Origin of the sequence: Neisseria sp. HMSC067H09, from assembly GCF_001814135.1 — a bacterium.
Classification (GTDB): Bacteria; Pseudomonadota; Gammaproteobacteria; order Burkholderiales; family Neisseriaceae; genus Neisseria.
The window spans coordinates 1-26792 of record NZ_KV814879.1 but is presented as its reverse complement, the minus strand read 5'-3'; the positions used below and the strand labels follow the sequence as shown (position 1 = coordinate 26792).

Sequence of the window (26792 nt, the reverse complement as noted above, 5' to 3'; positions counted from 1 at the left end):
TAAACGGTGCTGTGATGGAGCGTGATCCCGTGGTACGCTGTTTGGTAAGCCGGCTTTACCGTTGGGCTTTATCGGCGCTGTATTGCTGCCCTTGGGTGCAGTGCCGCTTGATTTCTCGGCTGATGGTGCTTTTGTGGCGGTTAAGTTGTTTGGCGATTTCGGCGATGGTGCAGTGGCGGGACAGGGATTGGATATGGTACCGTTCGTCTTGGGGGTTGTGTGTAGCTCATGGCAATCTTTCTTGCAGGAAAGGCCGTATGCTGCCGCATACCGGCCTTTTTCTGTTATGGAAAGTTGCACTTCAAATGTGAATCCGCCGTCGTCTGAAATCTTGGATTTAAGTTTTCAGACGACCTTTTTTGCGCTTAATACTGTTTGCGCCTCGTCTGAAAAAATGCCTGCAAAACGGCTTTGCATTCGCCTTCCAAAATGCCGCCTTTGATTGCCGTGTGTTTGTTCAGCAGCGGGTTTGCAAACAGATTGACTACGCTGCCTGCCGCGCCGGTTTTGGGTTCAGCCGCGCCGTAGATGACGCGGCGGACGCGGGCCTGGATGATGGCGGAGGCACACATGGCGCAGGGTTCGAGCGTGATGTAGAGGTCGCAGCCTTCGAGGCGGTAGTTCTGAAGGGCGGCACCTGCGGCGGCAAGGGCGCGGATTTCGGCGTGGCGGCTGATGTCGTGGTCGCTGACGCAGGTGTTGTGGGCGGCGGCGATGATTCGGTTGTTGAAAACGACGACCGCGCCGACGGGGATTTCGCCGATATGGGCGGATTGTTCCGCCTGCGCCAAGGCAGCGCGTATGAAGGTTTCCATTTCAGACGACGTGGGGAAAACTGCAACGGGCGGATGGTTTTTAAGGGCTTGTTCCAAAGCGGTTTTCTGCGTTTGCGGTAGGTCTTGCGGTTTGATGCCGAGCAGCAGGGCTTCGAGTTGCCAAAGCGTGCTGCGGGTAACGGTCAGTCCGGCGGCTTTGAGCAGCAGAAAGGCTTGGACGGAACCGGTGTCGCGCAGCTCCTCTACGCTGCGGATGCCGAGGGATTGCAGGGCGGCTAAGGTTTGCGGGGCGACGGGCGGTGTGGTCAACAGGGTCGGCATGGCGTTTTAAATTTGGAAATGGCGGCGCACGAATGCTAAGGTCGTCTGAACGTGGTTGCCGTCGGTGTAGGGGTCGATGCTGTGCGCCAATGGGATTTTGCGCAGCCAAGTGAGTTGGCGTTTAGCAAGCTGGCGGGTGGCGGCGATGCCTTTTTCGACAAAGGTGTCGTAATCGGTCAAGCCTTCGAGGTAATCCCATGCCTGCCGGTAGCCGACGCAGCGCATGGAGGGCATATCGGCGGTCAGCTCGGGATATTTTTGGCGCAGGGCGCGCATTTCGTCAATGAAGCCTTGTTCCAGCATTTGTGTGAAACGGCGGGCGATGTTTTCGTGCAGCAAGGCGCGGTTTTCGGGAATCAGGGCGGTGGTGCAGAGGTCGAGCGGCGGGGTGTAGTCGGCTTTTTCGGCAAAATGCGCGCTCAAAGGCTTGCCGGTCAGGCGGTACACTTCCAAAGCGCGTTCAATACGTTGGCTGTCGTTCGGTTTCAGACGACCTGCGGTTTCAGGGTCTATGGTTTGTAGGTTTTGATACAGATGCGCCAAGCCGTATCGGTTTTTTTCTTCCTGCAACCGGGCGCGCACGGCGGCATCGGCTTCGGGCAGGTCGTTCAAGCCTTCGGTCAGCGCGTGGAAATACATCATCGTGCCGCCGACAATCAAAGGCAGCCTGCCGCGCGCGCGGATTTCCTCCGCCAGTCGCACGCAGTCGCCGACAAACTCCGCCGCGCTGTAAGACTCCGTCGGCGGGATGATGTCGATAAGGTGGTGCGGCACGGCTTCAAGCTCGGCTGCCGTCGGCTTTGCCGTGCCGATGTCCATATCGCGGTACACCAGCGCGGAATCGAGGCTGATGATTTCAACCGGTAGGGCTTCGGCGATTTTCAAGGCAAGGGCGGTTTTCCCGCCGGCAGTCGGGCCGAGTATGGCAAAGGCTTTTGGGGTGTCCATATCAAAAGGTGCTTGGGGAAACGGACGGATTATAGCAAAAGGTCGTCTGAAAACGGTTCGGCGTTGGATTGAGGAACGATATTTTCAGACGACCTTATATATTGCCACCCGAAAGGGACGGCTTTTTGTTTAAGGGGTTGAAACACTTATGCTCCGATAGCCCGTCTGAAAACAGGACAATGCCAACATGGACAAGCAACTGGACACAAGCAGCGGCGACTACACAGGCCGCACGACCGACAACCTGCAAAACGCAGTTTATATCCGCCTGCTGACGCCTTTGGGGAGTTGGTGGGAGGAAGACAGTCGGCTCGCTGCTGCACCTGTTGCAGCGTGAGAAAGACTTGGAGCGCGTCCGCCTGTTGGCGGAGCAGTATGCGTCAGAAGCCTTACAGCCAATCGTCAACAGCGGCAGGGTTGACAGTATAGACGTCAGGGCTGAGCAACCAGAAAGCGGCGGTCTGATACTGCGTATCCGTGTCCAAACCTCCGCAGGAACGTTTGATTACACAGCCAGCCATAAAGTCCCCCTGATTTAAAACCGATTTAAAAGGCAATTGACCCGTGTTTAAAACCCCGACATTCGAGGAAATCCGCGAAGCGATACTGCGCGATACGAAGAGTATTTGGCCGTCGGCAGACGTCAGCGAGGACAGCGACCATTTCGTCCACACCAGCCGTTTGGCTAGCTGCGCGTCGGGGCAGTACGCACACCAGCACTGGATTGCGCGCCAGATTTTCCCGGATACGGCGGACAGCGATTATTTGGAGCGGCACGCCGCTATGCGCGGTATTTACCGACGAAATCCGACTACCACCACGGGTGAAGCGGTGTTGACAGGCATTGCGGGCAGCCGCATTGCTGCTGGAATGCAAATCAGAGCAGGCAATCGGATGTATCAGGTACGTTTCGCAGGCGAAATCGGCGCAAGTGGCATAGGCAGGGTCAGAATCACAGCATTGGAAGCAGGTGCGGCGGCGAACACCCGCGAAAAGGCTGCCGAGATGATGGCGGCTCCGGTTGGCGTGTCATCTGACTGCACCGTATCGGCTCAGGGCGGTACGGACGGCGAAACCGACGCCTCGCTCTTGGCGCGGCTGTTGGAAATTCTGCGCCGTCCGCCTGCAGGAGGCAACAAATACGACTACCGCAATTGGACATTGAGCGTTGACGGCGTAACTGCTGCCTATGTGCATTCGTTGCGCCGAGGCTTAGGGACTGTGGATGTGGTCATTACATCCGAAAACGGACTCCCTTCAGACGAGACGGTTAAAAAAGTACAGGACTACGTTGAGTACGCGCTGCCTGCGGATTTGAAAAACAAGGTGCGCACGCGCTGGTACGAAACCAATGAGCGGCCGGAAGAAGCCCTGAAAAAATTGTGCAGTTGATCCAGGTGTTTTTGGACAAGCTGCCGTCAAACGTATACATAAGCTCCCGCGGTGGCGTGTTCCCGACGACCAAAAATAAAGGCTATGCGCCGGATTTTTATGGAGAGGACAACCGTACGGTCAGCCGTGGCGTTAAGCTTAATGGTCAGCCTCATCCCATCACGATGACCCTGCATGGTGGTCAATCGTGTTTGTCGCTTCGACGATTTATGTTTAATACTATCGACTTCAGTAAGGCGTGGTTTATCGTCGAGGAGATGGGGCAAGACGTATTCCACTTGTGCGACGGGTCTGATGGTAACCGCATTATTCATGGCGGTAATATCCGCACCCGAGCATATCTCAAATATGGTTACGTTCGCGGGGCTGATTTAGATAAGATGCTGTTCCGCCCCATTGATGGGTGGACGAAGGAGCGTCCTCACATTGGTACCGGATTGGCCGAAAAAGGTACGGCGGAGGCCGGTCTGAACAGCACGACCTATCCGATAGTCGATAATGATTGCTATCTTAACAACAGCCTGATTACCGAACATATTACCCAGTTCCCCGGCTTTAATAAGGACAAAATTTTCGACCTGATTCGCTTCAAGTCGGGCGAACGGTATCTCAGCGCGGGCGGCCACTTCGATGCAAACGGAGAGTCAGCTAACCCACCGGCAAATAGCGATGGAGCCGTGCAAAGCCAGCCAGCCGCTAATCGATTTGCCAACCTCAAACGCAGTATCAGCTTTTTTGGCGACTCGACAAATACGCGCATTGGCGAACACGCAATAAAAGTAGCAAAAGACGATAACATCCCAGTTATCAACAATGCCTAAAGCGGCAGCTTGGCATCCTATGCGCTTATATCGATGGATGGGTCTCCTGTTGATGTTAAATTTAATGTCGATACCATTCCAGCAAAAGGCCAAAATGTGTTTGCAGAGGGAGAATTGGTTTACGGCGAAAATGTGAATCCATTCATTTTGCATTAAAATTTTGTCATTATTGGGCGGAATTGAAGTCTCTATCGTAGGGCAGTCTGCAAATGTCAAAATCTACCTGCGTTACAACCAGTCCCATAGTGTCGTTGTAGGCGATAAATATCCCGTACGCCTAAAAATAGTGGCGGCGTCGATGGCACTGGCATCCTTGCCACTGGTAAAAACGATGTTAACGGCGCTAACTGGGGCAATTGGCAGGCGGAGTTAGAGCGTGTTAAAGGGTACATCCAAAAGTGTATCGCCCTTGTACAGCCAAAAGATACACCTCGATATATTGTCTTGCCTATTTGGGCTGATAACAAGGCGGAATGGTCTAAAGAAGAACATCCCTAACGCCATCAGCTTAAAGATGAGCTAAACAAGTGGATACGCACAACGTACGGCGAAAACGTATATGACATTGAGTCGTACATATTGTCAGAGCAGATTTGGGCGGATACTGGTATCACGCCAAATGAGGCTGACAAACAGGCTCAAAAAGACGGGATTATGCCGTTATCTCTGCCTCATGACGGCGGTGCACATTTCTTGCCTGCTGTCGAGGCTGTTATCGCTGGCAAGATTATTGTCAAGGCAAAGAGTTACATTATTTGTAACTGGTAATAACAAAGCGGCGTTTCCGTCGCTTTGTTATTTTCTGCTATTCGATAGTGCAAAAGCTGCCGCAACTTTTAAAACGCACCGAGTGCAAAAGTTAATGTAACAAAGTGCAAAAGGTGGCGGCGGCTTACAAGTGTCGTCTGAAATGCTTTTTGTGCGGGTGTTTTTCAGACGACCTTTCAGTTATATACCTGAGCGGCTTGGTTTATATATGGGGTAATCATTACGTCTGAAATAAATTTCTTTTTAAATCAGATATTTTTTATAAAAATTTACTTTGTGGGCGACAGGCTCTTGCCAAGCGGGGCAGTTAACGGCATAATTCGGCTTCTTTGCCGGTATAGCTCAGTTGGTAGAGCACCTGACTTGTAATCAGGGGGTCCCGAGTTCGACTCTTGGTGCCGGCACCAGTTTATCGCTGAAGGTGCCGCAAGGTATTTCAGTAAGCCGGTATAGCTCAGTTGGTAGAGCACCTGACTTGTAATCAGGGGGTCCCGAGTTCGACTCTTGGTGCCGGCACCAATCAAACAGCCCGATTGTGAAAGCAGTCGGGCTGTTTTGCGTTTGCCGTTCGGGTGGCAGGGCGGCGGGCATTTCACTATAATAGCCCGTTTTAATCTAAAAGGTCGTCTGAAAAAGGCGGAACACATTCTAATGATTACTGTGAACACACTGCAAAAGATGAAGGCAGAAGGCGAAAAAATCGCCATGCTGACCGCCTATGAATCCAGCTTTGCCGCGTTGATGGATAATGCCGGAGTCGATGTTTTGCTGGTGGGCGATTCCTTGGGCATGACCGTGCAGGGACGCAAATCCACGCTGCCCGTCAGCCTGCGCGATATGTGTTACCACACCGAAAACGTCGCACGCGGTACGGAAAACGCGATGATTGTCAGCGACTTGCCTTTTGGTGCGTATCAGCAGAGTAAAGAACAGGCGTTTGCCGCCGCTGCCGAACTGATGGCGGCGGGCGCGCATATGGTCAAACTTGAAGGCGGCGTTTGGATGGCGGAAACCACCGAATTCCTGCAAATGCGCGGCATTCCCGTCTGCGCCCATATCGGCTTGACCCCGCAGTCCGTGTTTGCATTTGGCGGATATAAAGTGCAGGGGCGGGGCGATAAGGCGGAAGCCTTGTTGGCAGATGCGAAAGCACACGACCAAGCGGGTGCCGCCATCGTATTGATGGAATGCGTACCGGCGGAATTGGCGAAAAAAGTAACCGAAACCGTCTCTTGCCCGACCATTGGTATCGGTGCAGGTGTGGATTGCGACGGACAAGTTTTGGTCATGCACGATATGCTCGGCATTTTTCCGGGCAAAACCGCAAAATTCGTCAAAAACTTCATGCAGGGCAAAGACAGCGTCCAAGCCGCCGTTGAAGCTTATGTCCATGAAGTCAAAGCCAAAACCTTTCCCGCTGCGGAACATTCGTTTGCTTGATACCCTCAACTGAAAAGGTCGTCTGAAAAGGTTTTCATCGTGAAAACCGAATTTCAGACGACCTTTGTTTGTCCGTGTTCCCAGCGTATAATCGGCGCGTGATTTTCGGGCTGACAAAATACAGCGGCTGCGCGCCGCAATCCCGAAAAAGATAAAGGACATTTTCCACCATGCAAATCATTCATACCATTAAAGAATTACGCGAATGGCGCAAAAACGCAGGCAGCGTTGCCTTTGTGCCGACTATGGGCAATCTGCACGAAGGCCATCTCGCCCTCGTTCGCGAAGCCAAAAAACGCGCCGACAACGTCGTCGTCAGCATATTCGTCAACCGCCTGCAATTCGGACAGGGCGAGGATTTCGACAAATACCCGCGCACCTTGCAGCAAGACGCCGACAAACTCGCCAACGAAGGCGTAGCCGTCGTGTTCGCCCCTGACGAAAAAGAGCTGTATCCCAATGTCGAACAACGTTTCAACGTCGAGCCGCCCAACCTCCAAAACGAATTGTGCGGCAAATTCCGCCCCGGTCATTTCCGCGGTGTCGCTACTGTCGTCAGCAAACTGTTCAACATCGTCCAACCCGATACCGCCTGCTTCGGCAAAAAAGACTACCAGCAGTTGGCGATTATCAAAGGCTTTGTCGAAGACCTGAATTTCAATATCGACATCGTTCCCGTCGATACCGGTCGCGCTCCCGACGGACTTGCACTTTCCAGCCGCAACCAATACCTCAGTGAAGCCGAGCGTGCCGAAGCCCCGCGTCTGTACCGCGAATTGCAGCGCGTCGCCGCCGAACTCAAAAACGGCAATCTCGATTATGTCGGACTGGAAACAGAAACCGTCCGCCGCCTGACCGAAGCCGGCTGGGTGGTTGATTACGTCGAAATCCGCCATGCCGAGAGCCTCGCCGTCGCACGCACCGGCGACAAAGCCCTCGTCGTCCTCGCCGCCGCCCGCTTGGGAACGACGCGTCTGATTGACAACTTGGAAGTCAGTTTGGCTTGATTGTTGGAATGGAAAAAGGTCGTCTGAAAACGAATTTTTGTTTTCAGACGACCTTTTTCATTCCATTTACAGCCATTGTGCTAAGGATTCGGTATCCAAGTCCCATTGCCAGATGCCGTTGTCCGTGCCGTCCAATCCGCGCAGGAAGAGGTATCGGATGGCGAGTTTGGGTAACGGCTTGCCGCGCAGTTTGAAATAGCGGGCTACGGCGATGGCGTAGATGAGCGCTTGCAGGTAGTAGTGGTGGTCTGCTACGGCTTCGTTCATGGCTTGTTGCGTATAGGCTTCGGCGTTGTCGCCCAGATGGTTGGATTTGTAGTCGATGATGCATACGAGGTCGTCTGAATCTTGGCAGACCATGTCGATGAAGCCGTTGAGAAAACCTTGTACGTCTTGGAAATCTAATCTTTCTGCGGCTTCGATGCATTCCGGCGGCAGTGAACTGTTTTCGCGGGCAAACCAGCGGCGCAGGTCATGGAGTTTGAAGTCTTCGGTGTAGAGGGTGAACCCCATTTCAGGAAGGCGGCGTTCGGGTGGGATTTCAGACAGGCTTTGTGCAACAAGGCGCGTTTTGCGGCAGGTGTCGAGCATTTGTTTGACGGCATCTGTCCAGAGTAGGTCGAAGCCGTAGCGGGTCAAGGTTTCGGCTATCAGGCTGCTTTGGTTTTCGGCGCTTTGGGCAAAGTCGAATTTTTCCAACATTTCATGCAGGCAGACGCCGGCGTTGGCGCCGCGCGGGAAATGGTGGATGTCGGTATTCGGGAGGTCGTCTGAAACGGGGAGGGTGTTTTCAGACGACCTTTCTGTTTCGGCGGCGGTTTCTGCGGGGTCGAGTGCGGGTTGTAATTCTTCGCGCTCGTCGTCTCGGGTTTTGACTTGGCGGCTGAGGCCGGTAAAGCTGGTATGCCGGATGAACTGAAATCCGCGGGCGGGGATAACGGCGGCTTGATAGAGGTCGTCTGAAAGATGGCGGTTTTGCGCGGCAGCAGGTTGCGGCGCGTCTTCGGAAAAGCTGAAGTCGGTATGTTCGGGGGGATTGTTGAGGAAACGCAGCCAGTTGTTTTTCAGCATTTGCAGCTCGCCTAGGGCTTTGTTTGCTTTGCGTTCTTGGTCATAGGCCCGGCGGGTATCCGCCCGATTGCTGTCGGCGCTGCCTTCAAGCAGGTAGGCAAAAGGGGAATCGGCGGTATCGCCGCAATGGGCGGCATAAAGGACGAGCTGCTCTTCGGCACGGGTCAGCGCGACGTACAGCAGGCGCAGGCGTTCTGCCATTTCTTCGTCGGCAAGGTGGATACAGTCTTCTTCGTCGAGTTGCGATTTGGCAAGCAGTTCCGTAGTGTGGTCGGCGGTGTGGAGGATTTGCCAATCGGCGGGCTTCATGTCTTTCGCGTCCCAAACGAAAGGGCAATAGACCAAAGGATATTGCAAACCTTTGGAGGCATGCATGGTAACGATTTTGACCAGTGCTTCATCGCTTTCAAGCCGTAACAGTCCTGATTCGCCGACTGAGCGGTCTTGCGCCAGGCTGATTTTGTCGTTGAGCCATTGATGCAGGGCGGCGGGGCTGAGGCTTTGTCCTTCTTCTTCGGAGAGGCACTCTAAAAGCTGATGGAAATTGGTGAGGCCGCGCTCGTCGCCGCGTGCAAGCAATCCGGTTTCGATGCCGTGCAGCGAGGAGAAGTGTTGCAGCGCGGCATAAATCCCGCTTTTCCGCCAAATGGCGACGGATTCGGCGGCAGTGTTTATCCAGTTTAATAATTCGGCCTCGTTGCGATTGAGTTGATACAAGGCTTGCGCGTCGTAGCCGAACAATGTGCCGGATAAGACGAAGCGCAGCGAGCCGATTTGTCCGGGATTGAGCCAATAATCCAACAGCGCGGCAAGGGCGAGGGCTTCGGGCGTGGTGAAAACCGATTCTCTTGAGAGCAAAACGCTTTGTATGCCGCGCGTTTTCAGCGCTTTTGCCACCATCACGCCTTCGTTAAACGTCCTGACCAAGACGGCAATGTCGCCCGAAACGACCGGCCTGTCTTTGAATTTCAGACGACCCTCGGCAGCTTCGTTGAGCGTGTGGGCGATTTCGTCGGCGCAATATTCGGAGGCACGGCGGCGCAAGATGTCTTTGTTGAGTACTTCGTCGTCTTTGCCGTTGAGCCAGCGTATCTGTATGGCAGTTTGAGGCGGCGAAAGCCGGCTTTCGGAACGTGCGGCGCCGACTTCGGTATAGTCTATGCCGTCCAAGACGAAAGGGCGGTTTTTGCAGCGGAACAATGCGCCTATGCCGTTAATCAGCTTGGCATGGCTGCGGTAATTGGTTGCCAGCGTGTAGCTGTGTTGCGCGTCTGCTGCGGCTTGCAGATAGGCGTAAATGTCGGCACCGCGAAAGCTGTAAATCGCTTGTTTCGGGTCGCCGACTAAGAATAAAGGTTTGTTTTGTTTGATGAAGATTTTTCGGAAGATTTCGTATTGCAGCGGGTCGGTGTCTTGAAATTCGTCAATCAAGGCGATTCGCCAGTTTTGCGCCACCGCCTGAGCCAGTGAATCGGCCTGCGGGTTGTCGGTCAGGGCGTCATAAACATCCAGCAGCAAATCGTCGAAACCGCGTTCGCGTTTGGATTTTTTCTGCTCGTTCAGACTGGAGTTAAGATGGTCGAGCAGGTCGAGGTGGAGTAAGGTAAGCGTCTCTTCTTCGGCTTGCGCAATGGCAGCCGAATCTGCGCCGAGATTCGCCAATATCTGCAAATCGGCAAAGGCAGCAGCATCGGGAGTATTGCCTTTTTTGACTTTGGACGCTAAAGCTTCTACGGCAAACATAGGCAGCTTGTCTGCCGTCGTTTTGCTAAAAGAAGGAAGGGTATCGGATTGGGAGGCGGATTGGAGTTCGAGAAAGACGGTTTTGAATGTTTTTTCTTGATAGGATTGCCCATTTAATATCGGACGGATGCGCCAGAATGTTTCTTCCAAAGCGTCCAGTTTGGAACGCACTTTTTCCCATGTTTTCCGAAAGTTTTCCTGCGCGGCGATTAAGTCTGCTTCGGGTCGTCTGAAAACCAAATACGGACGGCTGACGAACTTTTGTATTGCCGCCAACATGGTTTGCGGCGTTTGGCGGCGTTGGAATACCAGCTTCGCCAAAACGGGATGATTGACGATGCGGTCGCGCCAAAAATCTTGAGCGGGAATCAGCAGGCGGTCACGGCTGTCTTCGGTCAGCTCGACATCCATAGGCGCGCGGCACAAAAACGCATAATCGCGCAAAATGCGTTGGCAGAAGCCGTGAATGGTATAAATCGCGGCGTTGTCGAATTGCCCGATGGCAGCCTTGAGGCGGACAATCAGCCGCGCTCGACTTTCTTGAGCCAATGCCTGTTTGAGCAAACCGGTCAGAAACACATCGCCCGGATGATTGTCTCGGCAGTATGCTTCAAGATCGTCTGAAAGATTGTCCGTATCCTCCACGCTCTCCAAAGCCTGCAATACTTCGTCCAAACGTGCGCGTAAACGGGTTTTCAATTCCGCTGTCGCCGCCTTGGTAAAAGTAACGGTCAAAATGCTTTCGACCGGCATCTGTTCAAGCACGACCAAACGTGTGAACAAAGCCGCAATGCCGTAGGTTTTGCCCGTGCCGGCAGAGGCTTCAATCAGATTGGTACCTGCTATGGGGATGTTTAGGGGATCGAAGGCTGGAATGGTGATTGACATGATAAAAGGAAGATGAGTTAAGGAATAACGGGATAGGGGATAAGAATCAGCTCGCTGAAACCTATACAATAATATAAGTTATTAAAATTTTATACTTATTTCAAAATGAAAACTTTTCTGATTTTTCCTACTTCTTATTCAAGATCAGAAAGGTTTTAGTGTAGAAATCAGTTGTAGGAAATCGTCGCGTTGTTTACACCACAGGTTGAGACCTTTGCAAAATTCCTTTTCCCCCGACAACCGAAACTCCAAACACAGGTTTTCGGCTGTTTTCGTTTCAAATATCCACTGATTCTACCCAAATACCCCCTTAATCCTCCCCGGATACCTCATAATAAGGCATCCGGACCGCCTTTTAGGCGGCAACAGGCACACTTAGCCTGTTAGTCGCTTTCAACAGGTTCAAACACATCGCCTTCAGATTTCAATAGTGGGAAGCGGTCGATGTGTTTGGCAATCATGGCTTGTGCGGTTTGCTGGAAGAAAGTGCTCATGAGAAATCCCCTAAATGTCTTGGTGGAAATTTTATAAAGGTCTCAAGTGATGAAAAAATGGTGAACTGGGACTATTGCGCCGGAGAAAACGCATCCGAATAGAAGGTTGTCTCAGGCAGGCTGCATTGCGCGGTCAACACGGATTTCGCACTTTCGGTCATGGCGACGGAACCGCAGGCATAAACTTCGTAACCGCTTAAGTCGGGATAATCTTTTGCGGCGGCGGTTTGGACGTATCCTTTTTCGCCTTGCCAACCCTCATCGGCCTTTGAAAGGACGGGGGTGAAGCGGGCGTTTTTCAGACGACCTGTCAGCTCTTGCGCTTCTTCGAGTGCGTACAAATCATCTTGGTGCCGTGCACCCCAGTAGAAATGGACGGCGCGGCTGCTGTCTTGGCGGATAAGGTCGAGCAGGATGCTGCGGATGGGGGCATAGCCTGTACCGGTTGCCAAAAGGATGATGGGTTTGCTGCTGTCTTCCTGCAAGGTAAACGAACCGAGCGGGCCTTTGATGCGGACGATGCCTTTTTCTTTGACTTTGGGTTCGCTGCCGAAAATCATTTCCGAGCAGACGCCGTTTTCGCGCCTGCGGATGTGCAGTTCCAAAATGCCTTCTTGGTCGGGCGAATTGGCGATGGAGTAGCTGCGGCTGACGTTGCCCGGCAGCAGTAAATCAATGTATTGCCCGGCGTAGAAAGCAAACGGCGGGGCTTTGGGCAGGGCAAGTTTCAGGAGGGCGACATCGTGTTTGAAAACCATGCTTTCAATACGGGCGGGCAGGGTGCGGACGGGTAGCGCGTTTGCGTTGTAACCGGGGATGTTGATGCTGATGTCGCTTTGCGCAGTGGTGCAGCACATCAAAATCTTGCCTTGGGCTTTTTCTGCTTCGGATAAGGCCTGTTCCGAGTGTTCGCCCATTTGAATATAGCCGCTGACCAGTTCGGCTTTGCATTGCCCGCAGGCACCGCTTTTGCAGGAATGGGGCAGATTGAGGTTTTGACGGGCGGCAGCGGCTAAAACTGTTTCGCCGTCGTTGGCGGTAAAGGTGGTTTGGTCGGGTAGGGTAATGGTGTGGGTCATAGCTTGGCGTGGTTTGAATAGATTAAGTTAAAAGGTCGTCTGAAAGCTTGTTTCCCGTTTTACCTTCGTTGGAACTTTGCTTTCAGACGACCTGTGTGATAACGGATTAAGCCAGTTTGGCTTTAATCAATTCCTGCACCTGCGCGGGATTCGCTTTGCCTTTACTAGCCTTCATCACTTGTCCCACAATCGCATTCAGGGCTTTTTCGTTACCGGATTTGAACTGTTCCACGGCTTTGGCGTTGTTTGCCAGCACTTCATCTACCATCGCTTCAATCGCGCCGGTATCGGTCATCTGCTGCAAGCCGTGTTTTTCAATGATTTCAGCGATAGAGGCTTCGGGTTCCGCCCACATGGCTTCGAAGGCTTTTTTCGCCAATTTGCTGCTTAAAGTACCGTCGGCGATTTTGCCTACCAGCGCGGCGAGGCGCGGGGCGGTAATCGGGCTGTCGGCGAGTTCCACGCCTTCTTTGTTCAGCGTGGCGGCGAGTTCGCCGTTCATCCAGTTGGCAGTCAGCTTGCCTTGTCCGCTGGCTTTTGCGGCTTCTTCAAAATAGGCAGCCTGCACGCGGCTGGCGGTGAGCAGGCGCGCGTCGTAGTCGCTCACGCCATAATCCGCCACGAAACGCGCCGCCATTTCTTTTGTCAGCTCGGGCATTTCTGCTTTGGCTTTTTGCAACCGGTCGTCTGAAATGATGACGGGCAGCAAATCGGGGTCGGGGAAGTAGCGGTAGTCATGCGCGTCTTCTTTCAAACGCATCACGCGGGTTTCGCCTTTTTCCGGGTCGAACAGCATAGTTGCCTGCTGTACTTTTCCGCCGTCTTCCAAAATCTCGATTTGCGCTTCTACTTCGTAATTAATCGCCTGCTCCAAGAAGCGGAAAGAATTGAGGTTTTTAATCTCGCGGCGCGTGCCGAATTCCGCTTGGCCCTTCGGACGCACGGATACGTTGGCATCGACGCGGAACGAACCTTCCGCCATGTTGCCGTCGCAGATGTCCAGCCAGGTCACCAAGCTGTGTAAGGCTTTGGCGTAGGCAACGGCTTCGGCGGCGGAGCGCATTTCGGGTTCGGATACCACTTCCAACAGCGGCGTGCCGGCACGGTTCAGGTCGATACCGGTTGCGCCGTTCAAGCCTTCATGCACGGATTTACCCGCATCTTCTTCCATGTGCGCGCGGGTTACGTTGATGGTTTTCACATCGTCGCCAACCACGATTTCCAGTTTGCCGTGTTCGAGAATCGGTAAATCCAACTGGCTGATTTGATAGCCTTTTGGTAAGTCGGGGTAGAAGTAGTTTTTGCGGTCGAACACGTTTTTCTGATTGATTTCCGCATCCAAAGCCAAGCCCAATTTGATGGCTTTTTCAACGACTTCGCGGTTCATTACCGGCAGCACGCCCGGCAGCGCGCATTCCACCACGCTGGCGTGCGCATTGGGTTCTGCACCGAATGCGGTTGATGCGCCGCTGAAGATTTTAGATTGGGTGTTTAACTGGACGTGGATTTCCAAGCCGATTACTGTTTCCCAGGTCATAAGGGGTTCTTTCTTTTGATGTCGATAATGTAAAGTGGTCAGCCGTTTTCAGGCGACCTGTTTGTTTTTCAAATGGCAAAGGTCGTCTGAAAACGTAGAGTCAAGTCTTCTGAAAACAAGCCTGCATCTCGGCCGCCATGTTATCCAGCATTTGGTAACGTTTGCGGTACATCGAACGCTTTTTGCTTTCGATTTCCGCTAAGTCTTTTCGCGGCGGGATTTGCGGCAGATGCCAGTAGCCGTCGTCGCCGAGCGTTGCGCCGTTCTCCTGCCAAAACAGGTCGTAATTCATTTTGACCCGTTTCTTCAGCCGCCAGCGCAGTTTGACCTGATGCTCTTGGGCAATGCCGATAATGCCGTCCAAATTGAGCGATGCCGAAAAATATTGCAGGGCGGTTACCATCAGTTGCTGCGGGCGCAGACCGTGGAGTTGTTTGGTCAGGCTGCGTACAAGGTCTTTGGCTTCTTCCCCTGCGGGGCCTTGGATAGAGGCGGCCAGCAGTTTGCCGTCAACTAGGGCGAAGGTTGCCATGTAGAGACGTTTTCCTTCGCTGTCGCGCAAGGATAGCGACCACATTCCTTCATCCACGCAATTATCGTTCCGGTTCAGCCATAAAGTCAGGCCGTCTGAAAGATGCGCCAGAACGACATGGAATTTGCGCGTCGTCATATTGGCGAGCGTTTCCTGCCCGAACAGTTTTTCGGCTGTCAGCAGGTCTTCTTTCATGACTTGTAGCCTGCGCCGTCTGTTGAAGCGTTGGTCGACAAAGGCATGTATCAACGGATAGGCATCTTGCGGCCGCCTTTGAAAAAAGGTACGGCGTGGCGCGGAGGCGTTGACAAAGTTTTCAAAATCTTTGACTTGTCGCCGTGTAAACAACCTGCGTAAGGAGAATTTCAAATGCTGGATTTGAAATTTCGGCGCATCCTTATATACGGTTTTGAAATCTGGAAAAACAAACTGCTCCGGCATTATGCTTTCCCATCAGGGGTTTGGGTGTGCCAATCACTTACCAACTGTACTTGATGCGCTGCGCCAAGGATTTTGGCTTCGGAGAAGTGGTTGCCGATGAACTGCACGCCGATGGGCAGTCCGCTGCTACTGAAACCTGCGGGTAGGGTCAGGGCGGGCAATCCTGCCAGATTCACGGCGATGGTGTAGATGTCGGAAAGGTACATCTGCACGGGATCGTGGATGTCGCTGCCGAGTTTGGGGGCGGCGGTGGGCGCAGTCGGGGCGAGGATGAAATCGCATTGCGCGAAGGCTGTCTGAAAATCGTTGGCAACGAGGCGGCGCAGTTTTTGGGCTTTCAGGTAATAGGCATCGTAGTAGCCGTGCGACAACACATAAGTACCAATCATGATGCGGCGTTTGACTTCGCTGCCGAAACCTTCGGCGCGGGTGTTGCTGTACATTTCTTCAAGGTCGCCGAATTGGGCGGCGCGGTGGCCGTAGCGCACGCCGTCGTAGCGGGAAAGGTTGGTGCTGGCTTCGGCGGAAGCGAGGACATAGTAAGCGGGAATGGATAGGGCGGTTTGCGGCAGGGAAACTTTAATGGTTTCCGCACCTTGCGCTTTTAAAAGGTCAATGACGCTTTGTAAAGTAGCTTGAACATCGGCATCTGCGCCTTCGCCGAAATATTCTTTAGGCAGGCCGATTTTCATGCCTTTGAGCGGTTTGTCCAAATCGTGGGTGTAGTCTTCTTTGTTACGTTCCAAGCTGGTGGAATCGCGCTCATCGAAGCTCGCCATCGCATTGAGCAAAATCGCGCAGTCTTCGGCAGTTTGTGCCATCGGACCGGCTTGGTCGAAACTGGATGCGTAGGCAACCATGCCGAAGCGGGAAACCGTGCCGTAGGTGGGTTTGATACCGGTGATGCCACAGTGTGAAGCAGGCTGGCGGATAGAGCCGCCGGTATCTGAACCGAGTGCGACAGGAGCAAGGCGTGCGGCAACGACCGCTGCGGAACCGCCGGATGAACCGCCTGGGACGTGCTCAAGATTCCACGGATTTTTGGTCGCGCCGTAGAACGAGGTCTCATTGGTCGAGCCCATGGCAAACTCGTCCATATTGGTACGGCCGAGCGTTACCATGCCTTCGTCAAGCAGATTTTGAACGACGGTGGCAGTGTAGGGGGAGACAAAGTTGTCCAGCATTTTGGAGCTGCACGCACTGCGCCAACCTGTTTGACAGAAAATATCTTTGTAGGCGATGGGTACGCCGGTAAGCGCGGTGGCATTACCTTGCGCAATGCGCGCGTCGGCGGCACGGGCTTCGGCGAGGGTCTTGTCTTGGTCGAGGGTGATGTAGCCGTTGATGGCCGGGTTCTGTGCAGTAATGGCGGCGAGGTATTCGGTTGCCAGTTCGACGGCGGAGATTTGTTTGGATTGCAGCAGTTGGCTGGCTTGTTTGAGGGTGTATTGGGTCATTGCGCCATGATTCCTAATTTGAGACGGTTTCTGTTTTCAGGCAAATATTCGGAAAAGTGTTGCCGAAAACGTAGGCTGAACAGTGATTGAAATTTCGAAGGAAAAAAACGAGTTTCAGACGACCCAAGTTTAGATTTCATATTTCAAGATAATGAGATCGTCTGAAAAAATTATTCTTCAATTACCTGAGGCACGATATACAGGCGGTTGCGCACTTCGGGTGCGACGGCTTGATATTCGGCGGCATGGTCGGTTTCGGTAACTGTATCTTCGCGCAGGCGCAGGGCGGCTTCGTGGGGGTGTGCCATCGGCTCGACACCATCGGTGTTCACGCTCTGCATCTTTTCGACCATGGCGAAAATGTCGTTCAATTCTGAGAGGGTTTTGCCTTTTTCTTCTTCGGTCAGCGAAAGGCGTGAGAGTTTGGCAATTTTTTCCACATCGGTTAAGCTTAGAGCCATAAAAAATCCTTGTCTGATAGCAGACACCCCCTTATTTGGGGTATCATTGCATTCTTCTTCGATGAAACGAGGAATTATAACCGAAAACTACTCAAACGGCGTGTGATTTCGCCATGCGTTTCATACGGGGAGTGGGGAGGTCGTCTGAAAAGGCGTTGTTTCCATGTTTTTAATATTTTGAATAACAATTAAATAAAATCGGTGCTGGGCCGATATTCAGGTATTTTATGTTTCGTTTTTTATCCCGTTTTTTCTCAAACGATATCGCCATTGACTTGGGTACGGCGAACACGTTGATTTATGTGCGTGGTAAAGGCATTGTTTTGGACGAGCCGTCTGTGGTGGCGGTTCAATCGGGTACGGGCGGTAAAAGCAAGATTGTCGCAGTGGGTACGGAAGCCAAGAAAATGCAGGGGCGCGCGCCGCGCAATATTGAAATCGTCCGTCCTATGCAGGACGGGGTGATTGCTGATTTTACGATTGCCGAGCGTATGCTAAGCATGCTGATTAAAAAGGCCACGGAAGGTAATTCAGTCGTACCTCCGCGCGTAGTGATCTGCGTGCCGGGTGGTGCGACTCAGGTTGAACGCAAAGCGATTTTGGATTCTGCATTTGCGGCAGGGGCGTCATCTGTTCATTTGATTGAGGAGCCGATGGCGGCTGCTTTGGGTGCGGGTCTGCCGGTTGAGGATACTGTCGGCTCAATGGTAGTGGATATTGGCGGCGGCACAACGGAAATCGGTATTTTGTCTTTGAGTGGTATGGCTTACTCCGCATCCGTCCGCGCTGCCGGTGATGAATTTGATAAAAGCATCGTGCATTATTTGCGTCGTCATCGCGGTGTACTGATTGGTGAAGCAACGGCTGAAGAGTTGAAAAAAACGATCGGCTCTGCCTATGGCTTTGCAACGGAAACCGCAATGCGGATTAAAGGTCGAGACTTGGCGGAAGGAACCCCAAAATCGTTGGCTGTTACTTCTGAGGAAGTGCGCGAAGCTCTGAGCGAAACGATTAATCAGATTATCCGTGCCGTACGCCTTGCATTGGAGCAAGTATCACCGGAATTAGCGGGTGATATTGCCGACAGGGGTATTATGCTGACGGGAGGCGGCGCACTGTTGCACGGTATGGATACGGTTTTGGCAGATGCGACGGGACTGCCTGTCGGCATTGCTGACCAGCCTTTGAACTGTGTGGCTTATGGCGCAGGCAAAGCCTTGGATTATATTGGCAAATGGAATGCCGTTTTTGTAGATAACCCGTAAGGCAGGCTGAAATGGAACATTCTTCTTTACGGTTTGACGAGGCAAAGGGCCAAAAGCTGTTGCCTCGTTTTATTGCGTATCTTTTATTGGGTGCCGGCATTATGGTGGCGGACGGTCGTTTCGACCTGATGCAGCCCGTCCGTACTGCGGCGGCGGAGATTCTTTATCCGGTGCAATGGTTGGCAAACCAGCCGGTACGTCTGTATCAATATATTTCCAACCAATCTCAATCGCAAACCGAGCTATTGGAACAAAACCGTTTGCTTTTAGAAGAAAATGGTCGTCTGAAAATCCAACTTCAACGCGATAAAGTCAATCTGAGCGAATTGCAGGAGCTGAAAAAGCTATATGGTTTGCAGCAAAACGGCATACGTAATGTCATAGGAGCGGAAGTGTTGTCCACTGGCAAAGATCCGCTGTCGGAGCGTCTGATCATCAATAAAGGCAGTGGCGAAGGGGTAATGGCAGGCGATGCCGTTATCGATCAAGACGGCTTAATCGGACGAATTACCTTAGTTCACGCAAACAGCGCGGAAGTCGAATTGATGTCGGCTGCGCAAAGTATCGTTCCTGTTGCAGTTGAGCGTACAGGCGAACGCAATCTCGCCTACGGCAACGGTGTGGGTTTGGATTTGCGCTATTTCCCGACGGGATCGGATTTGAAGCCGCAGGATGTTTTGATTACCTCGGGTTTGGACGGCATTTATCCGGCAGGCATTCCCGTAGCGCGCGTGGATAAAGTCGTCCGTGCTTCCGGTACGCCTTATTACGACACAGAACTGACCCCGTTTGCCGCTTTGCGCCGCAGCCGCTTTGTTTTGGTTCTGTCTTCTTCCCATTCTTCCCAATAAATCATTCATGAACGATTTTGACGATTCCTACCGTGCCATGCCCGTCGGCGTGATTGCGGCAAGTTTTGCCGTAACCATGCTTGTCGATTTCATGCCTTTTCCCTTTGATGGTTTTTTCTGGTTGCCGGAACTGACCGCGCTGATGCTGCTTTATTGGTCTATGCACCATCCTCAACGTGTCGGCATGGGCATTGCGTTTTTACTCGGCTTGATAGTAGATGCCGCAACGGCAGCGACTTTGGGGCTGCACGCATTGTCTTATACGGTCATGGTGTATTTCGTATTGAACACGCGCCGTCAAATTATGCTCTACAGCCACATCATGCAGATCGGGGCGGTATTGGCGGCATTGTTTTGCCATCAGGCGGTATTGGTGGCGGCACGTCTGTTCCTCAACAACCAAATCATTACTTGGCAAAGTTTCATTGCGCCTTTGATCGGTGCGCTGCTTTGGCCTTTCTTGAGCCAGTTGATGCTGATGTTGACCAATTTCTATCGCGCCAACAGATAACGTGAAACCATGTCTATACTGAATATTTTGAAACGTCGTCTGAAAAATGGCGGTAGCGGTAAAACACAGATTGCAAAGGCGGCGCAAGCCGATTCTTTATTGCGTCTGCTGGTGGCGTTTATCCTGATTGTGGTTTTGTTTGCCGCATTGGTGGCTCGGTTTGTCTATTTGCAGGTGTTTCGGCATGACGATTTTTCCGGACAGGCATCCAGCAACCGCATCACATTAATTCCAACCCCGCCCGTTCGCGGCGAAATCGTAGATGTCAACGGCGTACCGTTGGCAAAAAACTATCCCGTGTTTTCGCTGGAAGTCATCCCCAGCCGTATTGAGGGTAAGATGGAGGATGTCATCGAAGCCCTGCGGAAGTATGTCGATATTACGCCTACCGATTTGAAGCGTTTCCACAAATACCGCGAAAGCTACCGAAAATTTGAAAATATCCCGCTCAAGCTGCGCCTGACAGATGAAGAAGCGGCAAAATTGTCCGTGCATCTTAATGAATTTAAAGGCGTAGAAGTCAATTCGCGCACTTTCCGCGAGTATCCTTATGGCAAGCTGACTTCACACTTTTTAGGCTATATCGGGCGCATCAGCGACAAAGATCAGGAAATTTTGGAAGAAGAGGGCTTGACTGCGCTCTATCGCGGCAGCACGCACATCGGCAAATCGGGTCTGGAAAAATTTTACGAACCACAGCTTCATGGTGCGCCCGGCTATCAAGAAGTGGAAAAAGACGCTTACGGCAATATTGTGCGCGTCTTGAAAAACGTGCCGTCGCGCATGGGGCAAACTTTGCGCTTGGGCATGGACATCCGCATGCAACAAGAGGCGGACAAAATATTGGGAGATAGGCGCGGGGCGATTGTCGCCATTAATCCGCAAGACGGTACAGTGTTGGCTTTCGTTTCCAAGCCTTCTTTCGATCCCAACCTCTTTATCGACGGCATCGACAGCGAAACTTGGAAAGCCTTGAATGGTGACTGGAAAAAGCCGTTGGTCAACCGCGTAACGCAAGGTCTGTATCCGCCGGGCTCGACGTTTAAGCCGTTTATGGGCATGGCTTTGCTGGAAAGCGGCAAAATTACCCAAACGACGGTCGTTCCCGCGCCCGGCGCATGGAGCATCCCCGGCAGCCGCCACATTTTCCGAGATTCCGTACGCAGCGGTCACGGTTCAGCGAATTTGAGCAAGGCGATACAGGTGTCGTCCGATACCTTTTTCTACCGCTTGGGCTACGAAATGGGCATAGACAAAGCGTCGCCGTATTTAGCGCAATTCGGTTTCGGCAAAAAAACCGGCATCGACCTGCCCAGCGAATATACGGGTGTTTTGCCCAGCCGCGAATGGAAGGCGAAACGCTTTGCCAAATCGTCCGATCCTACCGCCAAAGAATGGCGCGCAGGCGAGATGGTCTCAGTCAGCATCGGGCAGGGTTACAACGCTTACACCCCGCTGCAAATGGCACACGCCACCGCTTCGCTCGCCAATAACGGCGTGGTTTATCAGCCGCATTTGGTAAAAGAATTGTTGGATTTCGACAAACGCAAAATCACGCGTATCAATCCCAATCCTGAATACAAAATCCCGTTCAAACAAGATAACTTCGAATACGTCAAACAGGCGATGGAGAAAGTCTTGAAACCGGGCGGTACGGCACACCGCATCGGCGGCGGATTGGCTTACAGCATGGGCGGCAAAACGGGCACGGCGCAGGTTGTGCAAATTAAGCAGGGCGGTCGTTACAACGCCGCAGCCTTGCGCGAGCAACACCGCGACCATGCGTGGTTTATTTCGTTCGCTCCCTTGGAAAAACCTGAAATCGCCATTGCCGTGATTCTGGAAAACGGCGGCTGGGGTGCCTACGCCGCACCGCTTGCCCGCAGCCTGACCGATTTTTATATGCTCAACGTCAAGCCGCAGCAGTTTTCAGACGACCCCGACGCAGGCGGAATGCCCGAACCGCAACAACACCGCACACAACCCCAACCGCCGACCATATTCCAAAAAGCCTACGGTTTGAAACAGGAGGAAGCAAATCATGAATGAAATGGTCGGAATGTGGGCAAAAATCAAGCGCACCGTATCTGCTCCGATAGACCCGTGGCTGTTTTTCCCCATGCTCGCCATCTACATCATGAGCCTGTTTTTGCTCTATTCGGCGGACGGGCAGGATTTCGGTCAGCTTGAACACAAAACCCTGCATACGGTTTTCGGCTTCGCCCTGCTGTGGTTTGTCGCCTCGTTCAAGCCGCGTGATGCCGCAAAGGTTGCGCTGCCGATGTACCTGATTGGCGTGTTGCTGCTTGTCGCCGTCGAAGTCGCAGGCGTGACCGTCAATGGCTCTACACGCTGGTTGGAACTGGGGTTCACGCGCATCCAGCCGTCCGAAATCATGAAAATCGTCCTGCCCATGACCGTCGCTTGGTACTTCCAGCGGCACGAAGGTCGTCTGAAATGGTTTCACTACATCATCGCCATGCTTTTAATCCTCATCCCCGTTGCGCTGATTTTGAAACAGCCCGACTTGGGTACGGCAGTTTTGATTATGGCATCGGGTATTTTCATCGTCTTTTTCGCAGGCCTGCCGTGGAAAGTCATCTTTGCCGCCATCATTGCCTTTGTTGCCGCATTGCCGCTTTTGTGGAACTACGGGATGCACGACTATCAGAAAACCCGCGTTCTGACGCTGTTTGACCCGACGCAGGACCCTTTGGGCGCAGGCTACCACATCATCCAGGCCATGATTGCCATCGGTTCGGGCGGCGTTTGGGGAAAAGGCTGGCTCAACGGCACGCAAACGCATTTGGATTACATTCCCGAGTCCACGACCGACTTCATTTTTGCCGTGTATGGCGAAGAATTCGGTTTGATCGGCAACATCTTGCTGCTGCTGGTTTATTTCGTTATTCTGACGCGCGGACTGCTGATTGCCGCCAAAGCCCAATCGCTTTACAGCCGCACGCTCGCCGGCGCATTAACCATGACTTTTTTCTGCTACGCCTTTGTGAACATGGGCATGGTGAGCGGCATTTTGCCCGTTGTCGGCGTCCCTCTGCCGTTGGTCAGCTACGGCGGTACTGCAACGCTTTCCATCATGACCGTACTTGCGCTACTAATGGGTATTTCCAGCGAACATAAAACCAAACGCCACTACGAATTCAACGATAAAGCGGACGTAAACGTCTCTACAAAAAACAAATAAGGGAATGAAAAATGGAATTAGGTGTAGAAATCGGCAAACTTTTGGTTGCCTTCCTTGTACTGATCAACCCGTTCAGCGCGCTTTCGATTTACCTCGATTTGACGCAGGATCACAGCACCAAAGAAAAGCGCCGCATCGCCCGCACCGCCGCGCTCGCCGTCTTCATCGTCATTACCGTCTTCACCTTAACGGGCGGGATGTTGTTGAAAATCTTAGGCATCAGCGTCGGCTCTTTCCAAGTCGGCGGCGGTATTTTGGTCTTGCTCATCGCTATTTCCATGATGAACGGCAACGACAACCCCGCCAAACAAAATATCGGCGGAGACAAAGAAGAAGGCGTCGTACAACATATCCAGAAAAACGCCAAAGCCATCGCCGTCGTTCCCGTCGCCATCCCCATCACCATCGGTCCCGGCGGTATCTCCACCGTCATCATCTACGCCTCAGCCGCCAAAAATTACAGCGATATTGCTTTGATTCTCGCCGCAGGCTTCCTTGTCAGCCTGATTTGCTACGCCATCCTCGTTGTCGCCGGACGAATCAGCAAAAAACTGGGCACGACAGGGCTGACCATCCTCAACCGCATCATGGGCATGATGCTTGCCGCCGTCTCCGTAGAAATCATCGTTGCCGGATTGAAATCCATTTTCCCGCAATTGGCAGGCTAGTTCGTCGGATTGTGCAGAAGGCAAACTTTACTGCCTATCCCCCCATTCTTCCTAAAGGGAAAGGTCGTCTGAAAATAGGTTTTGTGTTTTCAGACGACGTGTCCTGTAATATTCTTCAGTTGTCCTGACTTTGGATATATTGTCGAAATAATGCCTCATCGAAAATCTGAAATATTATGAAAAAACGCGATTTGATTTATGTCGTTTTGCCTGCCTTTACGCTTGCTGCCTGTACGTCAACCAGCATACTGCATCCCGAGAGGCAGCCGCATTCATCATCTTCACTTTTAGAAACGACAGAAGCTACGAATACCCTGATTATTTTTTACGATCCCGAAACCGGTTCGGAAAGGCTTATGAACGCAGTCCGCGAATATGGGGCAAAGATTGTTTATGAATATAGAAACTTCAATGGCATCGCAATCAAGCTGCCGAATGGCACGGATATGGAAAAAGCCGCCTCCCACTTCCGTACGGTTAAAGGTGTTTTGTCAGCTGAGGCGGACAGAAGGATGCAGCTTCATTCCGAACATAACGGATTGAGATAAAACAGAGCATTCTGTTTCTACTTTGCCATATAGATAATAAAGAAGGTCGTCTGAAACTTTGAAGTCCAAGATTTCAGACGACTTTTTTGTATCATTCCTGCATTGTCTGTTCGGCAAAATGAAACGCTCTATATTTTGCCGGCTTATCCAACCATCAGGTTTTCGGCAGGGTCACACCGGTTTGTCCCATGTATTTGCCGTTGCGGTCTTTGTAGGAAGTTTCGCAGATTTCGTCGCTCTCGAAGAAGAGGACTTGCGCCACGCCTTCGCCGGCGTAGATTTTGGCGGGCAGGGGGGTGGTGTTGGAAAACTCGAGGGTAACGTAGCCTTCCCATTCCGGCTCGAACGGGGTAACGTTGACGATGATGCCGCAGCGGGCGTAGGTGGATTTGCCCAAGCAGACGGTCAGGACGTTGCGCGGGATACGGAAGTATTCGACCGTACGCGCCAGTGCGAAGGAATTGGGCGGGATGATGCAGCAGTCGTCTTCGACGGTGACGAAGTTTTTCGGGTCAAAGTTTTTGGGATCGACGATGGTGCTGTTGATGTTGGTGAAAATTTTAAATTCGTTGGCGCAGCGGATGTCGTAGCCGTAGCTGGACGTGCCGTAGGAGATGATGCGCTGTCCGTTGGCTTCTTTGATTTGGTTCGGCTCGAAGGGGTCGATCATGCCGAACTCTTCGCTCATGCGGCGTATCCATTTGTCGGACTTGATGCTCATAATGTTTTCCTTGTTTCTTGCGGTTTTCAGACGACGTCTGCGGGGAGGTCGCCTGAAAATGCGGGACGGGGTTATTTGGTTTTGGGCAGTTTCACTTCTTTAATCATGCCGTTTTCGCATTTCATGATGAAGACGGTTTCGCCGTTTTGCGAGGCGGTGAATTTGCCGTGTGCCAGACCTTTTTTGAACGTGCCCGACAGTACCATGTTGCGGAACTTGGTGCTGTTGGAATTGAACGGCTCGATGAAGGTTTCGCGGTTGGCGGAGACGGTGTAAACGCCTTGTCCGTCGAATTTGCCGTTTTTAAACGCGCCGGTGTAGCTGCGTCCGTCTTGGCAGCGCCATGTGCCTTTGCCGGCGGGTTTGCCGTCTTTGCCGACATCGCCGTCGTAGGTGCAGCCCGGTTCCTGATAGGAAGTCAGGACGGCGGCAGAGGCGGGGAGGGCAAGCATAATGGCGAGCGGCAGGAATGCGAAGTGTTTAAACATAAAGGTTGTCCATCGGATGTAGGTTTCAGACGACCTTTTATCGTGCAAGGGTCGTCTGAAAAATTAGTCTTGCCAGCCGCCCAAATAGGAAACCAGCTCTTCCAACATGGTGCTGACGGATTCCGCCATCAGGATTTGCGAGGCGAAGGCAAGGCTGGCGGCATCGTCGCCGTTGCTTTCGGCTTCTTCCTGCAATACGTCGAGGTATTGGATGCGCTTGAGCGTGAAGTCTTGCGTGAGGATGAAGGCGATTTGCTCGCGCCACACCAAGCCGAGCTGGGTTACGGTTTTGCCGTTTTTGACGTGTTGGACCACTTCATCGGCAGTCAAATCTTGTTTGGACACTTTGACGACGGAAACAACATCGCCTACGCCTTTGAGTTCGCAATCGCTGTCCAATTCAAAACCGCCTTCGCAATGCCCTTGCAACAGCCAACTGGTCATCAGGGAAGAGGGAGATTGCTTGGTATTCGGCAGCGAGGCTTCCAAACCGCCCAAGGCTTCGCGCAGCTTGGTCAGGATGTTTTCCGCTTTGGCGGAAGCCGCGTTATTGACAAGCAGATAGCCGTGGCGGGTGTTGAACACCGCTTCAGTACGGCTGCTGCGGGTAAACGCGCGGGGCAGCAGGTCGTCTGTAATCTGTTCTTTAAGCTCTTGTTTTTCCTTGCGGCCGACATTGCGGGCTTCATTGTTTTGGATTTCCGCCACCTTCTCTTCCAAAATATCGCGGATGACGCCGGCAGGCAGGACTTTTTCTTCTTTTTTCAGGGCGACGCGCAAAGTAAAATCGGCAGGGAAAACGAGTTCGGGAGAGAACGAAACCGGTGCGGCAAAGCCTTCGCTGGACCAGTCCAAACCTTGGCAGCGGGTAAATTCAGCCTCTGCAAGTTTGTCGGCAAGTACGTCCGCTTCGGACAGCTTTTCTTTGTTGAGCGGATAAAAACTGATCTGCTTGAACCACATGGTTTGTTTTCCTTTTCATTAAAAGCGGCATTATACAGGCAAAGCGGATACAAAGATAAGGCGCAGAAGGGTCGTCTGAAACTGATTTGACCATAAAAAACCCCAAACCCGTTGACAGCGTTTTAACGCTTATGTATAGTTCGCAACTCGGTTACGCGCCCATCGTCTAGAGGCCTAGGACACTGCCCTTTCACGGCGGCAACCGGGGTTCGAATCCCCGTGGGCGTGCCAGATTTTCAATAAACCCTTACTGGAAAATAGTAAGGGTTTATTTTTTAAAACAGATTTTTTGTTTCCTTTGAACAAGCTGAGGGCTTTTTGAAAAGGTCTCATATTAAAAGATATAGCTGAGCTCAATAAAGGTCGTCTGAAAACTTTGAACTGGCCCCCAAATCT

General features: G+C 52.4%; 21 protein-coding genes, 3 tRNA genes and 4 pseudogenes. 15 read left to right on the top strand and 13 right to left on the bottom strand.

The window, feature by feature from the left end; genetic code table 11:
• Window positions 1-58: 58 nt before the first annotated feature.
• The 3 genes and pseudogenes from HMPREF2954_RS11425 to miaA all read right to left on the bottom strand — a co-directional run.
• Window positions 59-230 (bottom strand): annotated as a pseudogene (locus HMPREF2954_RS11425) (helix-turn-helix domain-containing protein); the annotation flags it as partial.
• A 135-nt stretch (window positions 231-365) separates the two neighbouring features.
• Entirely contained in the window at window positions 366-1088 is a 723-nt protein-coding gene (tadA, locus tag HMPREF2954_RS03380; RefSeq protein WP_045072588.1) for a tRNA adenosine(34) deaminase TadA, read from the bottom strand.
• 15 nt (window positions 1089-1103) lie between these two features.
• Window positions 1104-2045, bottom strand: a complete 942-nt coding sequence (gene miaA, locus HMPREF2954_RS03375; protein WP_045072583.1) for a tRNA (adenosine(37)-N6)-dimethylallyltransferase MiaA — start codon at window positions 2043-2045, stop codon at window positions 1104-1106.
• Between the two features lie 187 nt (window positions 2046-2232).
• Here miaA and HMPREF2954_RS03370 point away from each other — a divergent pair.
• From HMPREF2954_RS03370 to panC, 7 genes and pseudogenes are all read left to right on the top strand, one after another.
• Window positions 2233-2584 (top strand): annotated as a pseudogene (locus tag HMPREF2954_RS03370) (phage GP46 family protein).
• A gap of 25 nt (window positions 2585-2609) precedes the next feature.
• Window positions 2610-3368 (top strand): annotated as a pseudogene (locus HMPREF2954_RS03365) (baseplate J/gp47 family protein); the annotation flags it as partial.
• A gap of 59 nt (window positions 3369-3427) precedes the next feature.
• On the top strand, window positions 3428-4258 hold the full coding sequence (locus tag HMPREF2954_RS03360) for a hypothetical protein (RefSeq protein ID WP_141755627.1): 831 nt from the start codon (window positions 3428-3430) through the stop codon (window positions 4256-4258).
• A gap of 1099 nt (window positions 4259-5357) precedes the next feature.
• Window positions 5358-5433, top strand: a tRNA-Thr gene (locus HMPREF2954_RS03350).
• 36 nt (window positions 5434-5469) lie between these two features.
• Window positions 5470-5545: transfer RNA gene (locus HMPREF2954_RS03345), tRNA-Thr, on the top strand.
• Window positions 5546-5677: 132 nt separating this feature from the next.
• Window positions 5678-6466 (top strand): 3-methyl-2-oxobutanoate hydroxymethyltransferase, encoded by a 789-nt coding sequence (panB, locus tag HMPREF2954_RS03340; RefSeq protein ID WP_016686423.1) that lies wholly within the window; start codon window positions 5678-5680, stop codon window positions 6464-6466.
• A gap of 170 nt (window positions 6467-6636) precedes the next feature.
• Window positions 6637-7473 carry a pantoate--beta-alanine ligase gene (panC, locus tag HMPREF2954_RS03335; RefSeq protein WP_003755361.1) on the top strand — a complete coding sequence of 279 codons (837 nt, stop codon included), beginning with the start codon at window positions 6637-6639 and terminating at the stop codon, window positions 7471-7473.
• Between the two features lie 66 nt (window positions 7474-7539).
• Here the strand turns inward: panC and recB are convergent, their stop codons facing one another.
• The 7 genes and pseudogenes from recB to gatC all read right to left on the bottom strand — a co-directional run bounded on the left by recB (window position 7540) and on the right by gatC (window position 17176).
• Window positions 7540-11175: an exodeoxyribonuclease V subunit beta gene (recB, locus tag HMPREF2954_RS03330; protein WP_045072587.1), complete on the bottom strand. Its 3636-nt coding sequence runs from the start codon at window positions 11173-11175 to the stop codon at window positions 7540-7542.
• A 392-nt stretch (window positions 11176-11567) separates the two neighbouring features.
• Window positions 11568-11669 (bottom strand): annotated as a pseudogene (locus tag HMPREF2954_RS12660) (IS5/IS1182 family transposase); the annotation flags it as partial.
• A gap of 71 nt (window positions 11670-11740) precedes the next feature.
• Window positions 11741-12748, bottom strand: a complete 1008-nt coding sequence (locus HMPREF2954_RS03320; protein WP_045072315.1) for a 2Fe-2S iron-sulfur cluster-binding protein — start codon at window positions 12746-12748, stop codon at window positions 11741-11743.
• A gap of 106 nt (window positions 12749-12854) precedes the next feature.
• On the bottom strand, window positions 12855-14285 hold the full coding sequence (gene gatB / locus HMPREF2954_RS03315; protein WP_070688999.1) for an Asp-tRNA(Asn)/Glu-tRNA(Gln) amidotransferase subunit GatB: 1431 nt from the start codon (window positions 14283-14285) through the stop codon (window positions 12855-12857).
• A 100-nt stretch (window positions 14286-14385) separates the two neighbouring features.
• Window positions 14386-15258 (bottom strand): VirK/YbjX family protein, encoded by an 873-nt coding sequence (locus HMPREF2954_RS03310; protein WP_045072313.1) that lies wholly within the window; start codon window positions 15256-15258, stop codon window positions 14386-14388.
• Complete coding sequence (gene gatA, locus HMPREF2954_RS03305) at window positions 15258-16715, bottom strand: Asp-tRNA(Asn)/Glu-tRNA(Gln) amidotransferase subunit GatA (protein ID WP_070688998.1); 1458 nt, start codon at window positions 16713-16715, stop codon at window positions 15258-15260. Before gatA ends, HMPREF2954_RS03310 begins: the two co-directional genes overlap by 1 nt.
• A 170-nt stretch (window positions 16716-16885) precedes the next feature.
• Window positions 16886-17176, bottom strand: a complete 291-nt coding sequence (gene gatC / locus HMPREF2954_RS03300; protein WP_009312923.1) for an Asp-tRNA(Asn)/Glu-tRNA(Gln) amidotransferase subunit GatC — start codon at window positions 17174-17176, stop codon at window positions 16886-16888.
• A gap of 227 nt (window positions 17177-17403) precedes the next feature.
• Between gatC and mreB the strand changes: the two genes are divergently transcribed.
• The 7 genes from mreB (at window position 17404) to HMPREF2954_RS03265 (ending at window position 24224) form a co-directional block, all read left to right on the top strand.
• Window positions 17404-18441, top strand: coding sequence for a rod shape-determining protein (gene mreB / locus HMPREF2954_RS03295; protein WP_045072309.1), 1038 nt, complete (start codon window positions 17404-17406; stop codon window positions 18439-18441).
• An 11-nt stretch (window positions 18442-18452) separates the two neighbouring features.
• Entirely contained in the window at window positions 18453-19292 is an 840-nt protein-coding gene (mreC, locus tag HMPREF2954_RS03290; RefSeq protein WP_045072307.1) for a rod shape-determining protein MreC, read from the top strand.
• Between the two features lie 7 nt (window positions 19293-19299).
• Entirely contained in the window at window positions 19300-19803 is a 504-nt protein-coding gene (gene mreD / locus HMPREF2954_RS03285; protein WP_045072306.1) for a rod shape-determining protein MreD, read from the top strand.
• Between the two features lie 9 nt (window positions 19804-19812).
• Window positions 19813-21852 (top strand): penicillin-binding protein 2, encoded by a 2040-nt coding sequence (gene mrdA / locus HMPREF2954_RS03280; protein WP_045072305.1) that lies wholly within the window; start codon window positions 19813-19815, stop codon window positions 21850-21852.
• Window positions 21845-23008: a rod shape-determining protein RodA gene (gene rodA, locus HMPREF2954_RS03275; protein ID WP_045072304.1), complete on the top strand. Its 1164-nt coding sequence runs from the start codon at window positions 21845-21847 to the stop codon at window positions 23006-23008. Before mrdA ends, rodA begins: the two co-directional genes overlap by 8 nt.
• Before the next feature lie 11 nt (window positions 23009-23019).
• Window positions 23020-23676, top strand: coding sequence for a MarC family protein (locus tag HMPREF2954_RS03270; RefSeq protein ID WP_003741339.1), 657 nt, complete (start codon window positions 23020-23022; stop codon window positions 23674-23676).
• Between the two features lie 176 nt (window positions 23677-23852).
• Complete coding sequence (locus tag HMPREF2954_RS03265) at window positions 23853-24224, top strand: hypothetical protein (RefSeq protein WP_045072303.1); 372 nt, start codon at window positions 23853-23855, stop codon at window positions 24222-24224.
• Window positions 24225-24378: 154 nt separating this feature from the next.
• Here the strand turns inward: HMPREF2954_RS03265 and dcd are convergent, their stop codons facing one another.
• The 3 genes from dcd to HMPREF2954_RS03250 form a co-directional block, all read right to left on the bottom strand.
• Window positions 24379-24945: a dCTP deaminase gene (gene dcd / locus HMPREF2954_RS03260; protein WP_003741335.1), complete on the bottom strand. Its 567-nt coding sequence runs from the start codon at window positions 24943-24945 to the stop codon at window positions 24379-24381.
• 71 nt (window positions 24946-25016) lie between these two features.
• A complete protein-coding gene (locus tag HMPREF2954_RS03255) occupies window positions 25017-25433 on the bottom strand; it encodes an MORN repeat-containing protein (protein WP_003757911.1) in 417 nt (138 codons plus the stop codon).
• Window positions 25434-25496: 63 nt separating this feature from the next.
• Window positions 25497-26396, bottom strand: a complete 900-nt coding sequence (locus HMPREF2954_RS03250) for a recombination-associated protein RdgC (protein WP_045072300.1) — start codon at window positions 26394-26396, stop codon at window positions 25497-25499.
• 155 nt (window positions 26397-26551) lie between these two features.
• On the opposite strand from HMPREF2954_RS03250, the gene HMPREF2954_RS03245 reads away from it, so the two are divergent.
• Window positions 26552-26627 (top strand) — tRNA-Glu (locus HMPREF2954_RS03245).
• Window positions 26628-26792: the final 165 nt, after the last annotated feature.